General features: G+C 68.3%; 16 protein-coding genes. 11 read left to right on the forward strand and 5 right to left on the reverse strand.

The annotated features are described in order from the left end of the window. Positions 1-67: 67 nt before the first annotated feature. Entirely contained in the window at positions 68-1180 is a 1113-nt protein-coding gene (locus SPI01S_RS01880; RefSeq protein WP_066717202.1) for a DUF3089 domain-containing protein, read from the forward strand. A 3-nt stretch (positions 1181-1183) separates the two neighbouring features. On the opposite strand, the gene SPI01S_RS01885 is transcribed toward SPI01S_RS01880, so the two are convergent. Then, positions 1184-2245: a Glu/Leu/Phe/Val family dehydrogenase gene (locus tag SPI01S_RS01885; protein WP_066717205.1), complete on the reverse strand. Its 1062-nt coding sequence runs from the start codon at positions 2243-2245 to the stop codon at positions 1184-1186. Between the two features lie 128 nt (positions 2246-2373). Between SPI01S_RS01885 and SPI01S_RS01890 the strand changes: the two genes are divergently transcribed. The 5 genes from SPI01S_RS01890 (at position 2374) to SPI01S_RS01910 (ending at position 7078) form a co-directional block, all read left to right on the forward strand. After that, a complete protein-coding gene (locus tag SPI01S_RS01890) occupies positions 2374-2835 on the forward strand; it encodes an Lrp/AsnC family transcriptional regulator (RefSeq protein ID WP_066717208.1) in 462 nt (153 codons plus the stop codon). 38 nt (positions 2836-2873) lie between these two features. Next, positions 2874-3335 (forward strand): Holliday junction resolvase RuvX, encoded by a 462-nt coding sequence (gene ruvX, locus SPI01S_RS01895; RefSeq protein ID WP_066717211.1) that lies wholly within the window; start codon positions 2874-2876, stop codon positions 3333-3335. Between the two features lie 85 nt (positions 3336-3420). Then, a complete protein-coding gene (locus SPI01S_RS23205; RefSeq protein ID WP_066717214.1) occupies positions 3421-4809 on the forward strand; it encodes a flagellin N-terminal helical domain-containing protein in 1389 nt (462 codons plus the stop codon). Between the two features lie 62 nt (positions 4810-4871). Next, a complete protein-coding gene (locus SPI01S_RS01905; protein WP_066717217.1) occupies positions 4872-5861 on the forward strand; it encodes an aspartate carbamoyltransferase catalytic subunit in 990 nt (329 codons plus the stop codon). Then, entirely contained in the window at positions 5858-7078 is a 1221-nt protein-coding gene (locus SPI01S_RS01910; protein WP_066717220.1) for a dihydroorotase, read from the forward strand. The genes SPI01S_RS01905 and SPI01S_RS01910 overlap by 4 nt, the downstream gene beginning before the upstream one ends. Positions 7079-7082: 4 nt before the next feature. On the opposite strand, the gene SPI01S_RS01915 is transcribed toward SPI01S_RS01910, so the two are convergent. The 3 genes from SPI01S_RS01915 to SPI01S_RS01925 are packed head-to-tail and all read right to left on the reverse strand — an operon-like array spanning position 7083 to position 9393. After that, entirely contained in the window at positions 7083-8330 is a 1248-nt protein-coding gene (locus tag SPI01S_RS01915; RefSeq protein ID WP_084253208.1) for an SPOR domain-containing protein, read from the reverse strand. Continuing rightward, entirely contained in the window at positions 8327-8683 is a 357-nt protein-coding gene (locus SPI01S_RS01920) for a hypothetical protein (protein ID WP_066717227.1), read from the reverse strand. Before SPI01S_RS01920 ends, SPI01S_RS01915 begins: the two co-directional genes overlap by 4 nt. Then, a complete protein-coding gene (locus SPI01S_RS01925) occupies positions 8680-9393 on the reverse strand; it encodes an AAA family ATPase (protein ID WP_066717230.1) in 714 nt (237 codons plus the stop codon). The genes SPI01S_RS01920 and SPI01S_RS01925 overlap by 4 nt, the downstream gene beginning before the upstream one ends. A 155-nt stretch (positions 9394-9548) precedes the next feature. Here SPI01S_RS01925 and SPI01S_RS01930 point away from each other — a divergent pair, with 155 nt between their 5' ends. Next, positions 9549-10478 carry an SPOR domain-containing protein gene (locus SPI01S_RS01930; RefSeq protein ID WP_306305013.1) on the forward strand — a complete coding sequence of 310 codons (930 nt, stop codon included), beginning with the start codon at positions 9549-9551 and terminating at the stop codon, positions 10476-10478. A 14-nt stretch (positions 10479-10492) separates the two neighbouring features. Further along, positions 10493-11284, forward strand: a complete 792-nt coding sequence (locus SPI01S_RS01935; RefSeq protein WP_169804439.1) for a MipA/OmpV family protein — start codon at positions 10493-10495, stop codon at positions 11282-11284. Positions 11285-11288: 4 nt separating this feature from the next. Here SPI01S_RS01935 and serB read toward each other — a convergent pair whose 3' ends face one another. After that, positions 11289-12167 carry a phosphoserine phosphatase SerB gene (gene serB, locus SPI01S_RS01940; RefSeq protein WP_066717237.1) on the reverse strand — a complete coding sequence of 293 codons (879 nt, stop codon included), beginning with the start codon at positions 12165-12167 and terminating at the stop codon, positions 11289-11291. Between serB and miaA the strand changes: the two genes are divergently transcribed. The 3 genes from miaA (at position 12166) to ilvN (ending at position 15492) form a co-directional block, all read left to right on the forward strand. Further along, positions 12166-13092, forward strand: coding sequence for a tRNA (adenosine(37)-N6)-dimethylallyltransferase MiaA (gene miaA / locus SPI01S_RS01945; protein ID WP_066717684.1), 927 nt, complete (start codon positions 12166-12168; stop codon positions 13090-13092). The genes serB and miaA overlap by 2 nt on opposite strands. Before the next feature lie 92 nt (positions 13093-13184). After that, the gene (locus tag SPI01S_RS01950) at positions 13185-14930 is read left to right on the forward strand and encodes an acetolactate synthase 3 large subunit (RefSeq protein ID WP_066717687.1); all 1746 of its coding nucleotides are present in this window, start codon (positions 13185-13187) and stop codon (positions 14928-14930) included. 46 nt (positions 14931-14976) lie between these two features. Then, complete coding sequence (gene ilvN / locus SPI01S_RS01955; RefSeq protein ID WP_066717241.1) at positions 14977-15492, forward strand: acetolactate synthase small subunit; 516 nt, start codon at positions 14977-14979, stop codon at positions 15490-15492. Positions 15493-15541 lie beyond the last annotated feature (49 nt).

A 15541-nucleotide genomic window follows, 5' to 3' on the forward strand; every position in this document is an offset into this window, starting at 1 on the left:
CGCGACACTGGCGGGACGCGATTGCGTCGCCGCCCGTTTACGCTGCATTGCACAATGGAGAGGCCGATTGGCCCGGAAGTTTCTTTATGCGGTTGCGATCCTGATCATGCTCGGCGTTGCATCCCTGTTCGCCTATCGCCTCTACGGCATCCAGCTGATGCGCCAGTTCATGGTGCCCACCGGCGATGCCTCGGATCTCCCGCCCGCCACCCCGCGTGATTATGCCAGGGCGGAAATGTGGATCGCGCGGCCGGACAAGCCGGGTAACCCGGCCTTGTGGACGCCGGCAGGCCAGACGGCTGCCGCCGCCCCGCGCGCCGCGCTGTTCTTCATCCACCCGACGTCGTTCCTCGACACCAAGCAGTGGAACGCGCCGCTGAACAACCCCGACGCCAACGCCCGCGCCGAGCTGTTCCTGCGCGGCCAGGCCAGCGCGTTCAATGCAAGCGCCGCGATCTGGGCGCCGCGCTATCGCCAGGCGACGTTCGGCGCGTTCCTGACCAGCAAGGCGCAGGCGCAGAAAGCACTCGATCTCGCCTATCGCGATGTGGCCGCGGCGTTCGAGGCGTTCCTGCACGAAGCCGGCGACCGGCCAATCCTCCTCGCCGGGCACAGCCAGGGCGCGCTGCACCTTGCCCGTCTGCTTGCGGAGCGAATCGCGGGCACGCCGGTCGCGAAGCGCGTGGTCGCCGCCTATGTCGTCGGCTGGCCGGTCTCGCTCAGCGCGGACCTGCCGAAGATGGGTCTTCCCGCCTGCACGGGGCCGGATCAGGCGGGCTGTATCCTGTCCTGGCAGAGCTTCGCCGAGCCTGCCGACCCGGCCCTGATCCTCGACACGTTCGATGCGACCACCGGCTTTACCGGGCAGCCGCGCGCAGGCACGAAGATGCTGTGCACCAACCCGATCACCGGCAAGCCGAACGATTCGGCGCCGGCGAGCGCCAATCTCGGCGCGCTGATCCCGGACGCGAACTTGCAGTCCGCGCATCTCGAGCCCCGCCGAGTCCCTGCGCGCTGCACCGGGCGCGGCATTCTCACGATCGGTACCGCCCCGCCGGACTTTGGCCAGTATGTGCTGCCGGGGAACAACTATCACGTGTTCGACTACAGCCTGTTCTGGGCCAATGTCCGTGCGGATGCGGGGCGCCGCCTCGCGACGTTCGAGCAGCGGCCCGGCTGAGCCTCAGGCGGGAACCCGGGCACGCACGCGGCCCGTAGCGATCGCGGCCCGCGCCAGGCTGTCGGCGGCGACATGCGGCGGCATGCCCTTTGCTTCGGCATGGTCGAGCACGGCGGCGAGACGTTCGCCGGTCGACTCGACCCGGAACGCCACCTCCTCCGATGCCCAGCCGAGATACTCGCCGGCGACGTTGATGATCCCGCCGGCGTTCACGACATAGTCCGGGGCATAGAGGACGCCGCGCCGGGCCAGCCGCTCGCCGTCCGCCGGAGTCGCCAGCTGGTTGTTCGCCGCACCGCAGACCAGCGGGGCGCGCAGCACTTCCACCGTTTCCGCGTTCAGCACGCCGCCCAGCGCGCAGGGTGCGAAGATGTCCGCCTGTGCCGACAGGATGCGCGCCGTCGACGCGACTTCCGCGCCGGTCTCCACCGCCACCCGCGCCACCCGCGCCGAATCGACGTCGGCGACGATCAGCCGCGCGCCCGCGCCGTGCAGCAGATGGGCCAGTGCCTCGCCGACATGGCCGACGCCCTGGATGGCGACGGTGCATTCGCCGAGCGACCGCCCGAGCCGGCGACGGGCGGCATGCTCCATCGCCACGAAAACGCCGAGTGCGGTATGCGGCGACGGGTCCCCGCCCGGCCGCCCGGCCCGCTGCGTCAGACCGGCGACATGGCGCGTCTCGCCCGCCACCACTTCCATGTCGGCGACGCTGGTGCCGACATCCTCGGCAGTCACATAGCGCCCGTCCAGCCGCGCGACCGCCCGACCGAAGGCGCGGAACAGCGCGGCCCGGTCGAAATCGCCGTGCGGCCGCCGCAGCACGGCCTTGGCGCCGCCCAGCGGCAGCCCGGCCATCGCGTTCTTGTAGCTCATGCCCTCGGCCAGCCGCACGGCGTCGGCAAAGGCAGCCTCGCCATCGGCATAGTGCCACAAGCGGCACCCGCCTGCCCCCGGCCCGAGCACCGTGGAGTGGATCGCAACCACGCCGTCCAGCCCGGACGCGCTGTCCTTCAGCATCACCACTTCGTCGACCAGGCTATTGCCCTCCACTTGCAGCACCATCTCGCTCACTCCCTGATTTCGATGGCGATCAATCTGACAGGGCGGCACGGGTGATGCTTGCCTCAATGACGCGGCGTGGATGCAATTCTGGGTGAATCTTTTCGAGAATGACGATAGATGCGCAAAATATGACCACCCTGGATCCGTATGAGCGCAAAATTCTCCACGAGCTGCAGCGCGACGCCAGCCTGACGACTGCGGAACTGGCGGAACGGATCGGCCTGTCACCCTCGCCCTGCTGGCGCCGGGTGGACCGGTTGGAGCGCGAGGGCGTGATCCGCAAGCGCGTGGCGCTGATCGATCGGCGCAAGGTGGGGTTGAACGCCCATGTCTTCGCCCAGGTTAAGCTGAACGCGCATGGCCGCGCCAATCTCGACGAATTCAGCGCCGCCATCCGCGGCTTCCCCGAGGTGCTCGACGCCTATGTGTTGATGGGTACCATGGATTTCATGCTGCGGATCGTCGCCGAGGACATCGACGCCTATGAACGTTTCTTCTTCGACAAGCTGAGCAAATTGCCCGGTGTGCAGGAAATTAATTCGATCGTGGCGCTGTCCGAGATCAAGTCCACCACCGAATTGCCCATCTGACCCTCGCGCCCGGCGGAGGACGCGGGTATAGCCCGCGCGTGATTACTACCGTTCCCAGCGACTTTCGCGCCGTCCTGCCGGAGGGCGGGCGCCTGATCGGCCTCGATGTCGGCACCAAGACGATCGGCACCGCGCTCTGCGATGCCGGCTGGAGCTTCGCCAGCCCCGCCGAACTGATCCGCCGCACCAAGTTCAGCAAGGACAAGGCGCGGATGGTTGAGCTGATCGCCGCCCAGCATGTGCGCGGCATGGTGATCGGCCTGCCGCTCAACCTGGACGGCACCGACAGCCCGCGCACCCAGTCGACGCGCGCCTTCGCCCGGAACTGCGAGGACTTGGGGCTCCCGATCCTGATGTGGGACGAACGCTGGTCGACCGTCGCGGTGGAGCGTACGCTGATCGAACAGGATGCCAGCCGCGCCAAGCGCGCCGAGCTGATCGACAAGATGGCGGCCGCCTATATTCTTCAAGGCGCTATCGATGGTCTCGTAAACGCCTGACTTTTTCTTACTTCAACCTGCCTTGCTACACGATCCGTTTACCCTGGTTCAGCTACGATGCGCGATCAGCAGGGGGAATCGGAAGATGCTGTCGATTTTGACCAACACCGGCGCAGCGGATGCGGTACGTGCGCTGAACGCCGCCACCGCCGACGTGCAGGTGCACCAGGAGCGGGTGGCGACCGGCAAGCGCGTTAACGGCACCAAGGACGACAGCGCCGATTACGTGACCGCGCAGCAGCTGCGCAGCGATGCCGATGTGCGCCGCGCAATCGGCTCCAGCATGGCACGCGCAGGGTTCGCGCTCGACGTCGCCAATATGGGTGCCGAGCAGATCAGCAACATTCTCAACAGCATCCGCGAGAAGGCGCTAAGCCTGAGCGGCAATGACGCCGGTTCGAAAACTGCGCTCTCAAGCGACCTCAAGGCGCTGGTCGACCAGATCGACACCATTGCCAAGAACAGCAATTTCAACGGCATCAACCTGCTAACCGGGCGACCGGCGACCGTTACCACGACAAGGACGACGACGACCCTGTCGCCGTCCCGGTACGCCCCCCCGGCCCTGCCGACGATGGCAGCCCTCCCGCCGGGCTCCACGCTCACGCCCAGCGGCACCGGCAGTGTGGTGGAGACGATCACCACCGGCGATCCGCTGCCGAGCTCGGGCGATCCCGAGCTGGCCGCGAAGACGCTGGGCACCCCGCCGGAAAATGCCAGCGCCAGCTACACCGTATCCGGCGGCACCCAGGCCGGCCGCATGGATGTCGCGTTCAATGCGTTCGGCGGCGGCGACGTGATGGAGGTGTGGCAGAACGGCGCGCGGATTGCCGCCACCGGCCAGGCCTATGCCGCCGGCGGCGGCGCGGTATCCGCCGGCAAGGCGGTGCGCGGCGAGAACATCGTCAGCTTCGACTATGATCCGAACAAGGGCGACCTCAGCTTCCGCTTCAATCCGGGCGGCGCCGATGCCGGGACCGCCTGGGCAGTGACCGGGATCGCGCTCAACGACACCGGCGCGCCGATCGCCAGCAGCTCGACCAGCTCGACCACTAGCCAGGCGAACGGCGCGGTGCCGTTCAGCTATACCGTGATGACGGGCACGAACGGCGAGAAGATCAGCATCGGCTCTCGCGACCTCTCCTCCAAGGGGCTGGGCCTTGGCGCGGTCGACTGGCTCGGCGCCCTTACCGGCGCGATGGGGGCGGTGGACGGCGCGAAGGGCCGCGTGAACGAAGCGCTCAGCCATTTCGGCAGCAAGGCCCGCGCCTTCGGCATCGCCAGTCTGTTCAACACCAAGCTCGGCGACGTGCTCGACATTGCGGTGGGCAACATCGTCGATGCCGATCTCGGCGTCGAATCGGCCAAGCTCCAGTCGGCGCAGATCAAGCAGCAGCTCGCCGCCAAGGCGCTCTCCATCGCGAACGATCAGCCCAGGATCCTGCTCTCGCTGTTCGACAAGAAGGCCGCTTGACGCGCGCGGAGCGGAGTCGCAGCCTTGCCTTGGGGCCGCCCCCGCTCTAGGCGGCGGCTTTAATGCACACCTCCGATCATCGCCCCGGTGCCCAGATACAGGGCAGCGCCGTTTTCCCGCACCGGCACCTCACCGGCATTTCGGGACTCCAGCCGCACGAGATCATGTTCCTGCTCGACGAAGCGGAACAATGGGTCGACGCCAATCGCAGCCGCGCCAAGAGCGACAAGCGCCTGGAAGGCCTCACCCAGATCAATGCCTTTTTCGAGAATTCGACGCGCACGCTGCTGTCGTTCGAGATCGCCGGCAAGCGGCTGGGCGCCGACGTCGTCAACATGCACGCCGCGCAGAGCAGCGTGAAGAAGGGCGAGACGCTGATCGACACCGCCGTCACGCTCAACGCGATGCGCGCGGACGTGATCGTGATCCGCCACGCCAGTTCCGGCGCGGTGCGGCTGATCGCCGACAAGGTCGATTGCCCGGTGCTCAACGCCGGCGACGGCTGGCACGAACACCCCACCCAGGCGCTGCTCGACGCGCTCACCATCCGGAGACGTCGTGGGAACGTGGCAGGTCAACGCGTGGTGATTTGTGGCGACATCCTCCACAGCCGCGTCGCCCGCTCGAACATCCTCGCGCTCACCGCGCTGGCCGCCGAGGTCCGCGTCGTCGCCCCCTCGACGCTGATGCCGCCTGCGATGGACCGGATGTTCGTCACCCCCTTCACCGATTTCGACGCCGCGCTCGAAGGCGCCGACGTGGTGATGATGCTCCGCGTCCAGAACGAGCGCATGGACGGCGGCTACATCCCTTCGACTCGCGAGTTCCACATGCGCTACGGCCTCACCCCCGAACGCCTCGCTAGGGCCAAGCCCGATGCGCTGGTGATGCACCCGGGCCCGATGAACCGCGGCGTCGAGATCGATTCGATCGTCGCCGACCATCCCGAGCGCAGCGCGATCACCGAACAGGTGGAGATGGGCGTGGCGGTCCGCATGGCCTGCCTCGACGTGCTGACCCGACGATCGCGCGGCGTGGAGGGCTGGGCATGAGCAGCATCCTCTTCCGCAACGCCAGGCTGGTATGTCCCGAGGGGGGCCTGTCCGAGGGCGACCTGCTGGTCCAGGGCGACACCATCGCCGCCGTCGGCCAGGTAGATGCGCCTGCCGATGCCGAGATCGTCGATGTCACCGGCAAGATACTTGCCCCCGCGCTGATCGATCTCGGCGTGTTCGCGGTCGACAAGGGTGCCTGCCGCTTTGGCGGCATCGCCCGCGTCGGCCTGATGCCCGATCAGTCGCCGGTACTCGACGATCCCGGCATCGTCCGCCGTGCCGCCGTCTCGGGCAAGCCGCAGCTCTGGGTCCACCCGCTCGCCGCCGCGACGCAGGGTCTCAAGGGCGAGGATCTCGCGGAGATCGCGATCAACGCCTCGGCCGGCGCGCGCGCCATCGCCACCGGCCGCCGCTGGATCGCCAACGCCGGCACGATGCGCAAGACGCTGCTCTATGCGCGCGACCTCAACCTCACCGTCGTCACCCATGCCGAAGATGGCGGGCTGGCCGACGGCACCGTCGCTACCGCCGGCGAGACAGCCGCGCGGCTGGGCCTGCCGAGCGCGCCGGCGATCGCCGAGCCGCTCGCCATCGCCCGCGACCTGATGCTCGCCGAGGAAACCGGCGCCAAGCTCCACTTCCGCCAGGTGACGACGGCGGCAGGCTTCGACCTGATCCGCGCCGCCAAGCGCCGCGGCGTGCAGGTCACCTGCGGCATCACCCCCGCGCACCTGCTGCTGTCGGACATCGCGATCAGCGACTTCCGCACCTTCGCCCGCCTGTCGCCCCCCTTGCGCGACGAGAGCGATCGCCAGGCGGCGCTGGCGGCGGTGGCGGATGGCACGGTGGACGTGATCGCCTCCGGCCATGATCCGCGCGGCCCGGAGGCCAAACGCCTGCCCTTCGCCGATGCAGAACCCGGCATGGCGGGTGCCGAGACGCTGCTGGCCCTGTCGCTCACGCTGGTGCGCGACGGCAAGCTCAGCCTGGACCGGCTGTTCGCGCTGCTGGCGGCCAACCCGGCGAAGATCCTGGGGCTGAAGAGCGGCGCGCTCAAGCCCGGCCTGCCGGCGGACCTGATCGTCCTCGATCCGGAAACGCCCTGGGTGATCGATGCGCGCAAGATGAACGCGCGCGCCGGCAACACGCCGTTCGATCGCCTGCCCACCCAGGGCCGGGTACTGCAGCTCTACAAGGGCGGCGCGCTGGTCTGAGCGATCAGCGCGCGGCGACGCCGATGCGGGAGGCGGGCTTATACCAGCTCGCCACCGCGTCGCCCGCCGCCATGCGCACGAAGCAGCTGCCGCCGCCGGTCTTCACCGCCCGGCACAGCGAATCGGCATCCGGGCGGGCAAACCCGCCGACCGACAGCCGGTAGAGGCTGGTGGCTGCGCTCGGCACCGTCGCACCCTGCGGCTTGTGGCGGCCAAGCGCGGCAACGCGGCCGCTCAGCTTCTGCCATGCATCGCGCGCGGCGCCGGCGTTGGCAAAGGCGCCCAGCTGGACGACATAGGGTCCCGCTACGACGCGTACCGGCGCCGGCTTCGGCGGCAACGGCTTCGCAGGCCTGGCAGCGGCCACCCGGACCGGTGCGGGACTAAAGACGGGCGTCGGCGCCGCATCCTGCGCCGGCATGATTGCGGGCTCGACCTGGGGCTCGGGTTGCGGCTCCGGCGCAGCCAGCGGTGCCGGCGCAGGCGCAGGCGTCAGGGCCGCAAGGTTGGGCTGCCGCGCCAATGCAAGCGCAACGGGCTGGCCACCGTCCTGCACCGCCTGGACGCCGAGCAGCGCGGCCACCTGGTCATAGGCATTGGCTGGTCGCGCGAAGTTCGCCCATTGCAGCATGCGGGCATTGAGCTGGTCCGGTGCGACATCCATCGCCGCCACGGCTTTCGCTTCGCCCCAGCGGCCGGAGAGCGCCAGCGCCAATGCGAAATTCTGCCGGGTACGCGCGGTCGCATCGGGCGCACGCACGGCCGGGGCCAGGATCTCGACAGCGGCATTCGGGTTCCCCGCCAGCGCAGTAGCGAGACCCAGGTCGGTGGCCGGGATGCGCGCCGCATGGGCCTGAAGCAGATTGCGCGCGCCGCCCCAATCGCCGGTTCCGATACTGGCAAGCGCAAGGCTCAGTGCCGCGCGGCCATCCTCCGGGTTGAGCACCAGCGCATCGCGAAGCGCCTCGGACGCCGAGGCGAAGCGGCCGGCAAGCAGATAGGCCTGGCCCAGCAACGCGCGATAGTCGCCGCGCTGGGGGTCGTTCGCCACCGCCTGCTCGGCATGGGCAACGGCCGCCGCCGCCTTTCGTGCGGCAAGTGCCTTCTGCGCCGAACGGGCTTCACGCGCGGCCTTCTGCGCGTTCGGCGCCGCCGTGGCGAAAGCGGCCCCGTGCACCGCCATCCCGGTGGCGCCCGCACTGCCGAGCGCGAGCAGCACGGCGCCGATCGAAAGCAAACTACGCGACTTCATATCTGGCTTCGTCCTTCGATCGCGGCGATTCGGCGCACGAGCGGTTCGAGCTCGGCCATGTCATCCAGCATCATGTCGATCGCGTCGGTCACCAACTGCTGGGCCGAGCGTCCCGTAACCGCGGCGGCCAGCCGCAGCCGCAGCCGGCGCTCCGCATCCAGCCGCAGGGTGAATGCCGCCCTGCCCTTCGTCGCACGTGCGGTGCGGACGAGCCGCTCCGCCAGCGCATCGGACGGCGCAGCAGCGTCGTCCTCGACAAGGGCGAGCACCGGCCTGCGTGCGATCCCCTTGCGGGCGAGCAGCCCTCCGCTCAGCGCGGCGACGGGCCTGGGAAGGTCGTCGGCCGGCTTCACGGCACCACCCGGCGACCGAAGCCGCCCACCGGTCGCGCTGCCGCGAAGGTCGCAGCAGCTGCAGGCGCCGCGAACACGGTGCGTCGGAAATTCTTTTCGAGCCGGTCCGACACATAGGCCCAGAGGCCCTCCACCTCGGCGGCGGACTTGCTGCCGGCGTCCACCTCCATGACCGTCCGCCCGTCGATCATCGATCCGGCGAAATCGGTGCGGTGGTGCAGCATCATCGGCGCGACCGTGCCGTGCTGGGAGAGCGCCAGCGCGGCCTCGGCGGTGATCCGCGCGTTCGGCGTGGCGGCGTTGACGACGAAAAGGAGCGGCTTGTGCGCCCGCTCGCACAGCTCCACCGTGGCCCCCACCGCGCGAAGGTCGTGCGGGCTTGGCCGCGTGGGGATGACGATCAGTTCGGCGACCTGGATGACGGTGAAGATCGCCGGCGTGATCGCCGGCGGCGTGTCGATCACGACCAGCCGGAAGCCCTGCTGGCGCAGCACCTCGATGTCGGCGGCCAGACGCGCGATCGTCGTCTGGGCAAGGGCAGGAAGCTCGGCCTCGCGCTCGTTCCACCAGTCGGTCAGCGAGCCTTGCGGATCGAGATCGATCATCGCGACCGGGCCGGCGCCGCTGCGCTGCGCCTGCACCGCCAGATGGCCGGACAAGGTCGTCTTGCCCGATCCACCCTTTTGCGAAGCCAGCGCCAGAACGCGCATCCACCCTCTCGAAATCGACGGAAACTCGCGCAATGCTTGGCACAAGCGCGGATAAGATCGAGTTAACGGGGGGACGCTAAGCGGCTAAGCCACGGAGCGCCGTACAAAAGGGCGAACGAACAGGGGATTATTACGTCATGCGCATGGCTGCCGCATTGCTTCTTCTTGCTGGTCTGGGCGTTCCAGCCGCCGCCCGTGCGCAGGACGCCGCCGTGAAGGCCGGCGTGGAGGCCTATGACCGCGGCGACTATGCCGGCGCGATGCGCGCCTGGCGATCCGCGGCGGAAAAGGGCGATGCGGACGCGCAGTACAATATCGGACAAATCTACAAGCTGGGCCGCGGCGTGCCCGTCGATATGGTGGAAGCAGAGAAATGGTACCGGCTCGCCGCGCTCCAGGGCCATGACCTGGGCGAGGCGAATTACGGCATGATGCTGTTCGAGAATGGCAAGCGCGAGGCCGCGGTGCCGTGGCTCGAGCGTGCCGTCGGCCAAGGAGAGCCGCGCGCGCAATATCTGCTGGGGGTGATGCTGTTCAACGGTGACGGTATCGCGAAGAACTGGGTCCGCGCCTATGCGCTGATGCTGCGCGCCTCGGCCGGGGGGCTGGAGGCTGCCACGCGCACCATCGCCCAGATGGACCAGTTTATTTCGGCCGCCGATCGCCAGGCCGGGCGCAGCCTCGCGCAACGGTATGAAAACGACGCCCGCATGGCGGCGAAGCCTGTTCCTGCTAGCGCTTCCGCCCGGCATGGCCCGGCCGCTCCTGCGCCGGCAAGCGCGTCGAAGGCGCCTCCTGCCCCCGCCGGTGCGCGAACGCCCCAACCGGCAGCTTCGACCGCGCCCAAGGCCGCGGGCCCCGTACCGCGCGCAATCGGCAACTGGCGCGTGCAGCTCGGCGCCTTCGCGACCCCGGGCAACGCCGAACGGCTCTGGGGCCAGATCCGCGCGCGCTTTCCAGGGCGCCAGCCCTTCTACCCCAAGTCCGGCCAGATCACCCGCCTGCTGGTGGGACCCTTCGCATCGCAGGCCGAAGCCCAAAAAGCCTGTGGCGCTATCAAGCCCTGCATGGCAGTCCGGCCCTGACAGGGAGACAGATGATGCAGCGATCCATCCTATGCGCGGCCGCTCTGCTGGTGTTCGCCGCGCCGGCGCACGCCCAATCCGAGGGCGAGAACGCGCCGCGGCGGTATCGCATCGCCATCGGCGCGCAGGTCGTGCCGAGCTACCCGGGCGCCGACCACAATGCCGTGCGGCCGCTACTCGACTTCGCCACGGCGCGCGGCGATGCGCAGTTCAAATATGAAGCGGCCGACGAAAGCCCGAACATCTCGCTCTACGATCGCGGCGGCTTCGAGGCCGGAATCGCGGTCGGGCTGCAGAGCGCGCGTACCCGGCAGCGTGTCGGCGCCGATCTCAGCAAGGTCGGCTTCTCGGTCGAGCCGGGGATCTTCGCCAGCTATTATCTGGCCCCGCAGATCCGCGCCTATGGCGAACTCCGCCAGGGCGTGAGCGGGCACAAGGGCGGCGTCGCCATGCTGGCGCTCGACTATGTGCAGCGCGATGGCGATCGCTGGCTGCTCGCCATCGGCCCGCGCGTGAACCTGTCGGACGCGAAATATCGTCGCGCGTATTTCGAGGTCACGCAGCGCGACGCGACCGCGGCGGGGATTCCGGTCTATAAGGTCGGCGACAATGTCGTGCACAGCGCGGGCCTTGCCGCCACCGGCACCCGCCAGCTGACGGCGCGCTGGGGCCTCTACGGCTATCTCGGCTATGAGCGGCTGACCGGCGACGCTGCCCGCTCCCCGGTGACCCAGCGGCTGGGTTCGAAGAACCAGTTCTCCGGCGGCCTGGCGCTCAGCTACACTTTCGGGCGCGGAGTGCGCTGAGGCCTCAGCCGGTGACCCAGTCGGCGCGGGCGATGCCCTGGGCATAGAGCAGCGCCGTCAGGTCGCCATGGTCGATCCGCGCACCGGCGGCCGCTGCGACGATCGGCTTGGCATGATAGGCGACACCCAGCCCCGCCTTGCGGATCATCGCGAGGTCGTTGGCGCCGTCGCCCACCGCCATGGTCTGCTCCGGCGCGAGGCCCAGCTCCGCCATCGCGCCGAGCAGCGTGGTCTCCTTGGTGCCGCTGTCGACGATCGGCCTGGTCACGGTGCCGGTGAGCTTGCCGTCCTCGATCTCCAGCACATTGGCGATCCGCCGGTCGAAGCCGATGCGGGTGCCGACCGGCTCGGCAAAGCGGGTGAAGCCGCCCGAGACAAGGATGGTGTGGGCGCCGCGCGCGCGCATCGTCTGCACCAAGACCTCTGCACCCGGCATCAGCCGCACACGTTCTTCGAGGCAGCGATCGATCGCGCTCTCCGGCAGGCCCTTGAGCAGCGCCACGCGGGCATCGAGTGCCGAGGCGAAGTCCAGCTCGCCGCGCATCGCCCGCTCGGTCACCTCGGCGATCTGCGGCTTGATGCCGGCATAATCGGCCAGCTCGTCGATGCATTCGACGGTGATCATCGTCGAATCCATGTCGGCGACGAGCAGCCTTTTCGTGCGATGGGCCTCCACCTGCACGATCACGTCGACACCGGGGAACGCGCCCTCCAGCGCCGCACGCGCCGCGTCGGGCTGCGCCGCAAAAGGAAGATCCGCCGAGACGCCCTCGTCGAGCCAGCGACAGCTACCGGGTGCGCACCCCGCTGCCACGAGGCGATCGGCGGCCGTGTCCAGCTGCCCTGACGAAAGACCTTCTGCTATCAGCGTCGCAATGAACATGATTTCCCCTGGGCTACCGCGCGTCGCGCTCATTGCAGGGCCGACGGCCAGCGGCAAGTCCGCGCTGGCACTCGCGCTCGCCGAAAAGCATCGCGGCACCGTGATCAACGCGGATTCGATGCAGGTCTATGCCGATCTCCGAATCCTCACCGCCCGCCCGCCGCAAGAAGAGGAAGCTCGCGCCCCCCACCGCCTGTTCGGCCATATCGACGGCGCCGAGGCCTGTTCCGCCGCCCGCTGGGCCGCCGAGGCCCGCGCCGCGATCGCCGAGGCGCATGCCGAGGATCGCCTGCCGATCCTGGTCGGCGGCACCGGGCTCTATCTGCGCACGCTGATCGAAGGCATCGCGCCCATCCCCCAGATCGACCCCGAAATCCGCGCGGAGGTCCGTGCCCTGCCGGTCGCCGAGGCGCATGCCGCGCTCACCCTTGCCGACCCGGCCGCAGCCGCACGATTGAACGCCGCAGACACCACGCGCGTCGCCCGCGCGCTCGAAGTCGTCCGCTCGACGGGGCGCACGCTCGCCGACTGGCAGGATCGCCGCGAAGGCGGCATCGGCGATGCGATAGAGCTCGCCGCGTTGATCCTGCTGCCGGATCGAGCGTGGCTGGGCGAGCGCATCGACCGCCGCTTCGCCATGATGCTCGCCAGCGCGGAGGACGAGGTTCGCGCGCTGCTCGCCCGCACCGACGTGCCGGACGACGCACCGGTACTCCGCGCCATCGGCGTGCACGAGATCGGTAAGGTTCTTGCCAGCGAATGGAGCGAGGAAACCGCCCTGGCTGCGGGCGCGACCGCCACCCGCCAATATGCCAAGCGGCAGTACACCTGGTTCCGCCGCCAGACTCCAGGGGGGGCGGAGCTGACGACGGAGACAGATACGTACGAAAACTTAGCGCGAATTGAAAGGAAATTATTTCCTTAGGGGTTGACCTATCATATTCGTGCGGTTAGCAGCCCCTCTCCGACGGGAGCTTTCCGTTGTGTAACCCATTTTACGATTGCGTGGAGGCAAAGGTGACCGAGAAGAGCGGCGCAGACATCCTGATCGAGGCACTGACCGACCTCGGGGTGGAAGTCGTGTTCGGCTATCCCGGCGGTGCCGTGCTCCCGATCTACGACGCCCTGTTCAAGCAGGACAGGATCAAGCACATCCTGGTCCGCCACGAACAGGCCGCGACCCATGCGGCGGAGGGCTATGCCCGCTCGACCGGCAAGCCGGGCGTCGTCCTCGTCACCTCGGGCCCGGGTGCCACCAATGCGATCACCGGCATCACCGATGCTCTGATGGATTCGATCCCGATGGTCGTCATCACCGGCCAGGTCCCCACGGCACTGATCGGCACCGATGCGTTCCAGGAGGCGGACACCGTCGGCATCACCCGCCACTGCACCAAGCATAATTATCTGGTGAAGCGGCCGGAGCTGCTCGGCGCGACCGTCCACGAGGCGTTCCATATCGCCACCTCGGGCCGCCCGGGCCCGGTCGTGATCGACATCCCCAAGGACGTCCAGGTCGCCACCGCACGCTACGAGGCGCCGGGCCCGATCCAGCACAAGACCTATCGCCCCCAGACCGAGCCCGACGCGGCGAAGATCCAGGAAGCGGTCGACATGCTGGCGGCCGCCGAGCGCCCGATCTTCTATACCGGCGGCGGCATCATCAATTCGGGCCCCGAAGCCACGCGCCTGCTGCGCGAACTGGCCGCGCTCACCGGCGCGCCGGTCACCTCGACGCTGATGGGTCTGGGCGCCCTGCCCGCCTCGTCGGACCAGTGGCTCGGCATGCTCGGCATGCACGGCACCTATGAGGCCAATATGGCGATGAACCAGGCAGACCTGATCATCGCCGTCGGATCGCGGTTCGACGACCGCGTCACCGGCCGGCTCGACGCGTTCGCGCCGAACAGCCGCAAGGTGCACATCGACATCGATCGTTCGAGCGTGAACAAGAATGTCCGCGTCGATCTGCCGATCATCGCCGACTGCGCCCGTGCGCTCGACGCGATGGTCGAAAGCTGGAAGGCGCGCGCCCATCCCAAGCCGGATCTCGGCGAATGGTGGAGCCGCATCAAGGGCTGGCGCGCCAAGCAGTGCCTCGACTTCCCCGAATCCGGCGAGACGATCATGCCGCAGCGCTCGATCCGCGCGCTGTACGAGGCGACCAAGCATCGCGCGCCGATCATCACCACCGAAGTCGGCCAGCACCAGATGTGGGCCGCCCAGCATTTCGGCTTCGAGGCGCCGAACAAGTGGCTGACCAGCGGTGGTCTCGGCACGATGGGCTATGGCCTGCCGGCGGCGATCGGCGCGCAGCTTGGCAATCCCGATGCGCTGGTTATCGATATCGCGGGCGAGGCCTCGATCCAGATGAACATCCAGGAACTTGCGACCGCTACGCAATATCGGCTGCCGGTGAAGATCTTCATCCTCAACAACGAATATATGGGCATGGTCCGCCAGTGGCAGGAGCTGACCTACCAGTCGCGCTACTCCGAGAGCTATTCGGACGCCCTGCCCGATTTCGTGAAGCTGGCCGAGGCCTATGGCTGGAAGGGCATCCGCATCGAGAAGCGTTCGGAGCTGGACGACGGCATCCAGGCGATGCTCGACCATGACGGCCCGGTGCTGGTCGATTGCCGCGTGGCAAAGCTGGCCAACTGCTTCCCGATGATCCCATCGGGCGCCGCGCACACCGAGATGCTGCTCCAGGCGAGCGAAGTCTCCGGCGAGATGGACGACGAGGCCAAGGCGCTGGTTTGACCGGATTTTGGATCCTCCCCGAACGGGCAGGATCGAAGGGGTAGAAATGCACATCAAGGAAGAAGCCATCGAGCGCCACACGCTGGCGGTCATCGTCGACAACGAACCCGGCATCCTCGCGCGGATCGCCGGCCTGTTCACGGCGCGCGGCTACAATATCTCGTCGCTCACCGTTTCCGAGGTCAGCGACGACGATCTGATCAGCCGCATCACCATCGTCACCTTCGCATCGGCACCGGTGATGGAGCAGATCATTGCCCAGCTCGATCGGCTGGTGCCGGTCCACAAGGTGGTCGATCTCACCGCCAAGGGCGAGCATGTCGAGCGTGAGCTGGCGCTGATCAAGGTCGTCGGCACCGGCGATCACCGGATCGAGGCGCTGCGGCTCGCCGAGGTGTATCGCGCGCGCGTGGTCGATGCGACCATCTCCAGCTTCGTGTTCGAGGTGACCGGCACGATCGACAAGATCGACAAGTTCGTCGAACTGATGCGCGAAGTGGGGCTGATCGAGGTCGCCCGCACCGGTATCGTCGCGATCTCGCGCGGCCGCGAAGCCGCCTGAACTTTTCCGCGCACCCGCGCACCGCAGATTTGAAAGGGAAGAACAACAA

Source organism: Sphingomonas pituitosa NBRC 102491 (assembly GCF_001598435.1).
GTDB classification, from domain to species: domain Bacteria; phylum Pseudomonadota; class Alphaproteobacteria; order Sphingomonadales; family Sphingomonadaceae; genus Sphingomonas; species Sphingomonas pituitosa.

Bases quoted from the DNA above. Each gene is read 5' to 3' on its own strand.
- SPI01S_RS01885 (WP_066717205.1), bottom strand. From the start codon at position 2,245: ATGGTGCTGCAAGTGGAGGGCAATAGCCTGGTCGACGAAGTGGTGATG.
- SPI01S_RS01890 (WP_066717208.1), top strand. From the start codon at position 2,374: ATGACCACCCTGGATCCGTATGAGCGCAAAATTCTCCACGAGCTGCAG.
- SPI01S_RS23205 (WP_066717214.1), top strand. From the start codon at position 3,421: ATGCTGTCGATTTTGACCAACACCGGCGCAGCGGATGCGGTACGTGCG.
- SPI01S_RS01905 (WP_066717217.1), top strand. From the start codon at position 4,872: ATGCACACCTCCGATCATCGCCCCGGTGCCCAGATACAGGGCAGCGCC.
- SPI01S_RS01910 (WP_066717220.1), top strand. From the start codon at position 5,858: ATGAGCAGCATCCTCTTCCGCAACGCCAGGCTGGTATGTCCCGAGGGG.
- SPI01S_RS01915 (WP_084253208.1), bottom strand. From the start codon at position 8,330: ATGAAGTCGCGTAGTTTGCTTTCGATCGGCGCCGTGCTGCTCGCGCTC.
- SPI01S_RS01925 (WP_066717230.1), bottom strand. From the start codon at position 9,393: ATGCGCGTTCTGGCGCTGGCTTCGCAAAAGGGTGGATCGGGCAAGACG.
- SPI01S_RS01935 (WP_169804439.1), top strand. From the start codon at position 10,493: ATGCAGCGATCCATCCTATGCGCGGCCGCTCTGCTGGTGTTCGCCGCG.
- miaA (WP_066717684.1), top strand. From the start codon at position 12,166: ATGATTTCCCCTGGGCTACCGCGCGTCGCGCTCATTGCAGGGCCGACG.
- serB (WP_066717237.1), bottom strand. From the start codon at position 12,167: ATGTTCATTGCGACGCTGATAGCAGAAGGTCTTTCGTCAGGGCAGCTG.
- ilvN (WP_066717241.1), top strand. From the start codon at position 14,977: ATGCACATCAAGGAAGAAGCCATCGAGCGCCACACGCTGGCGGTCATC.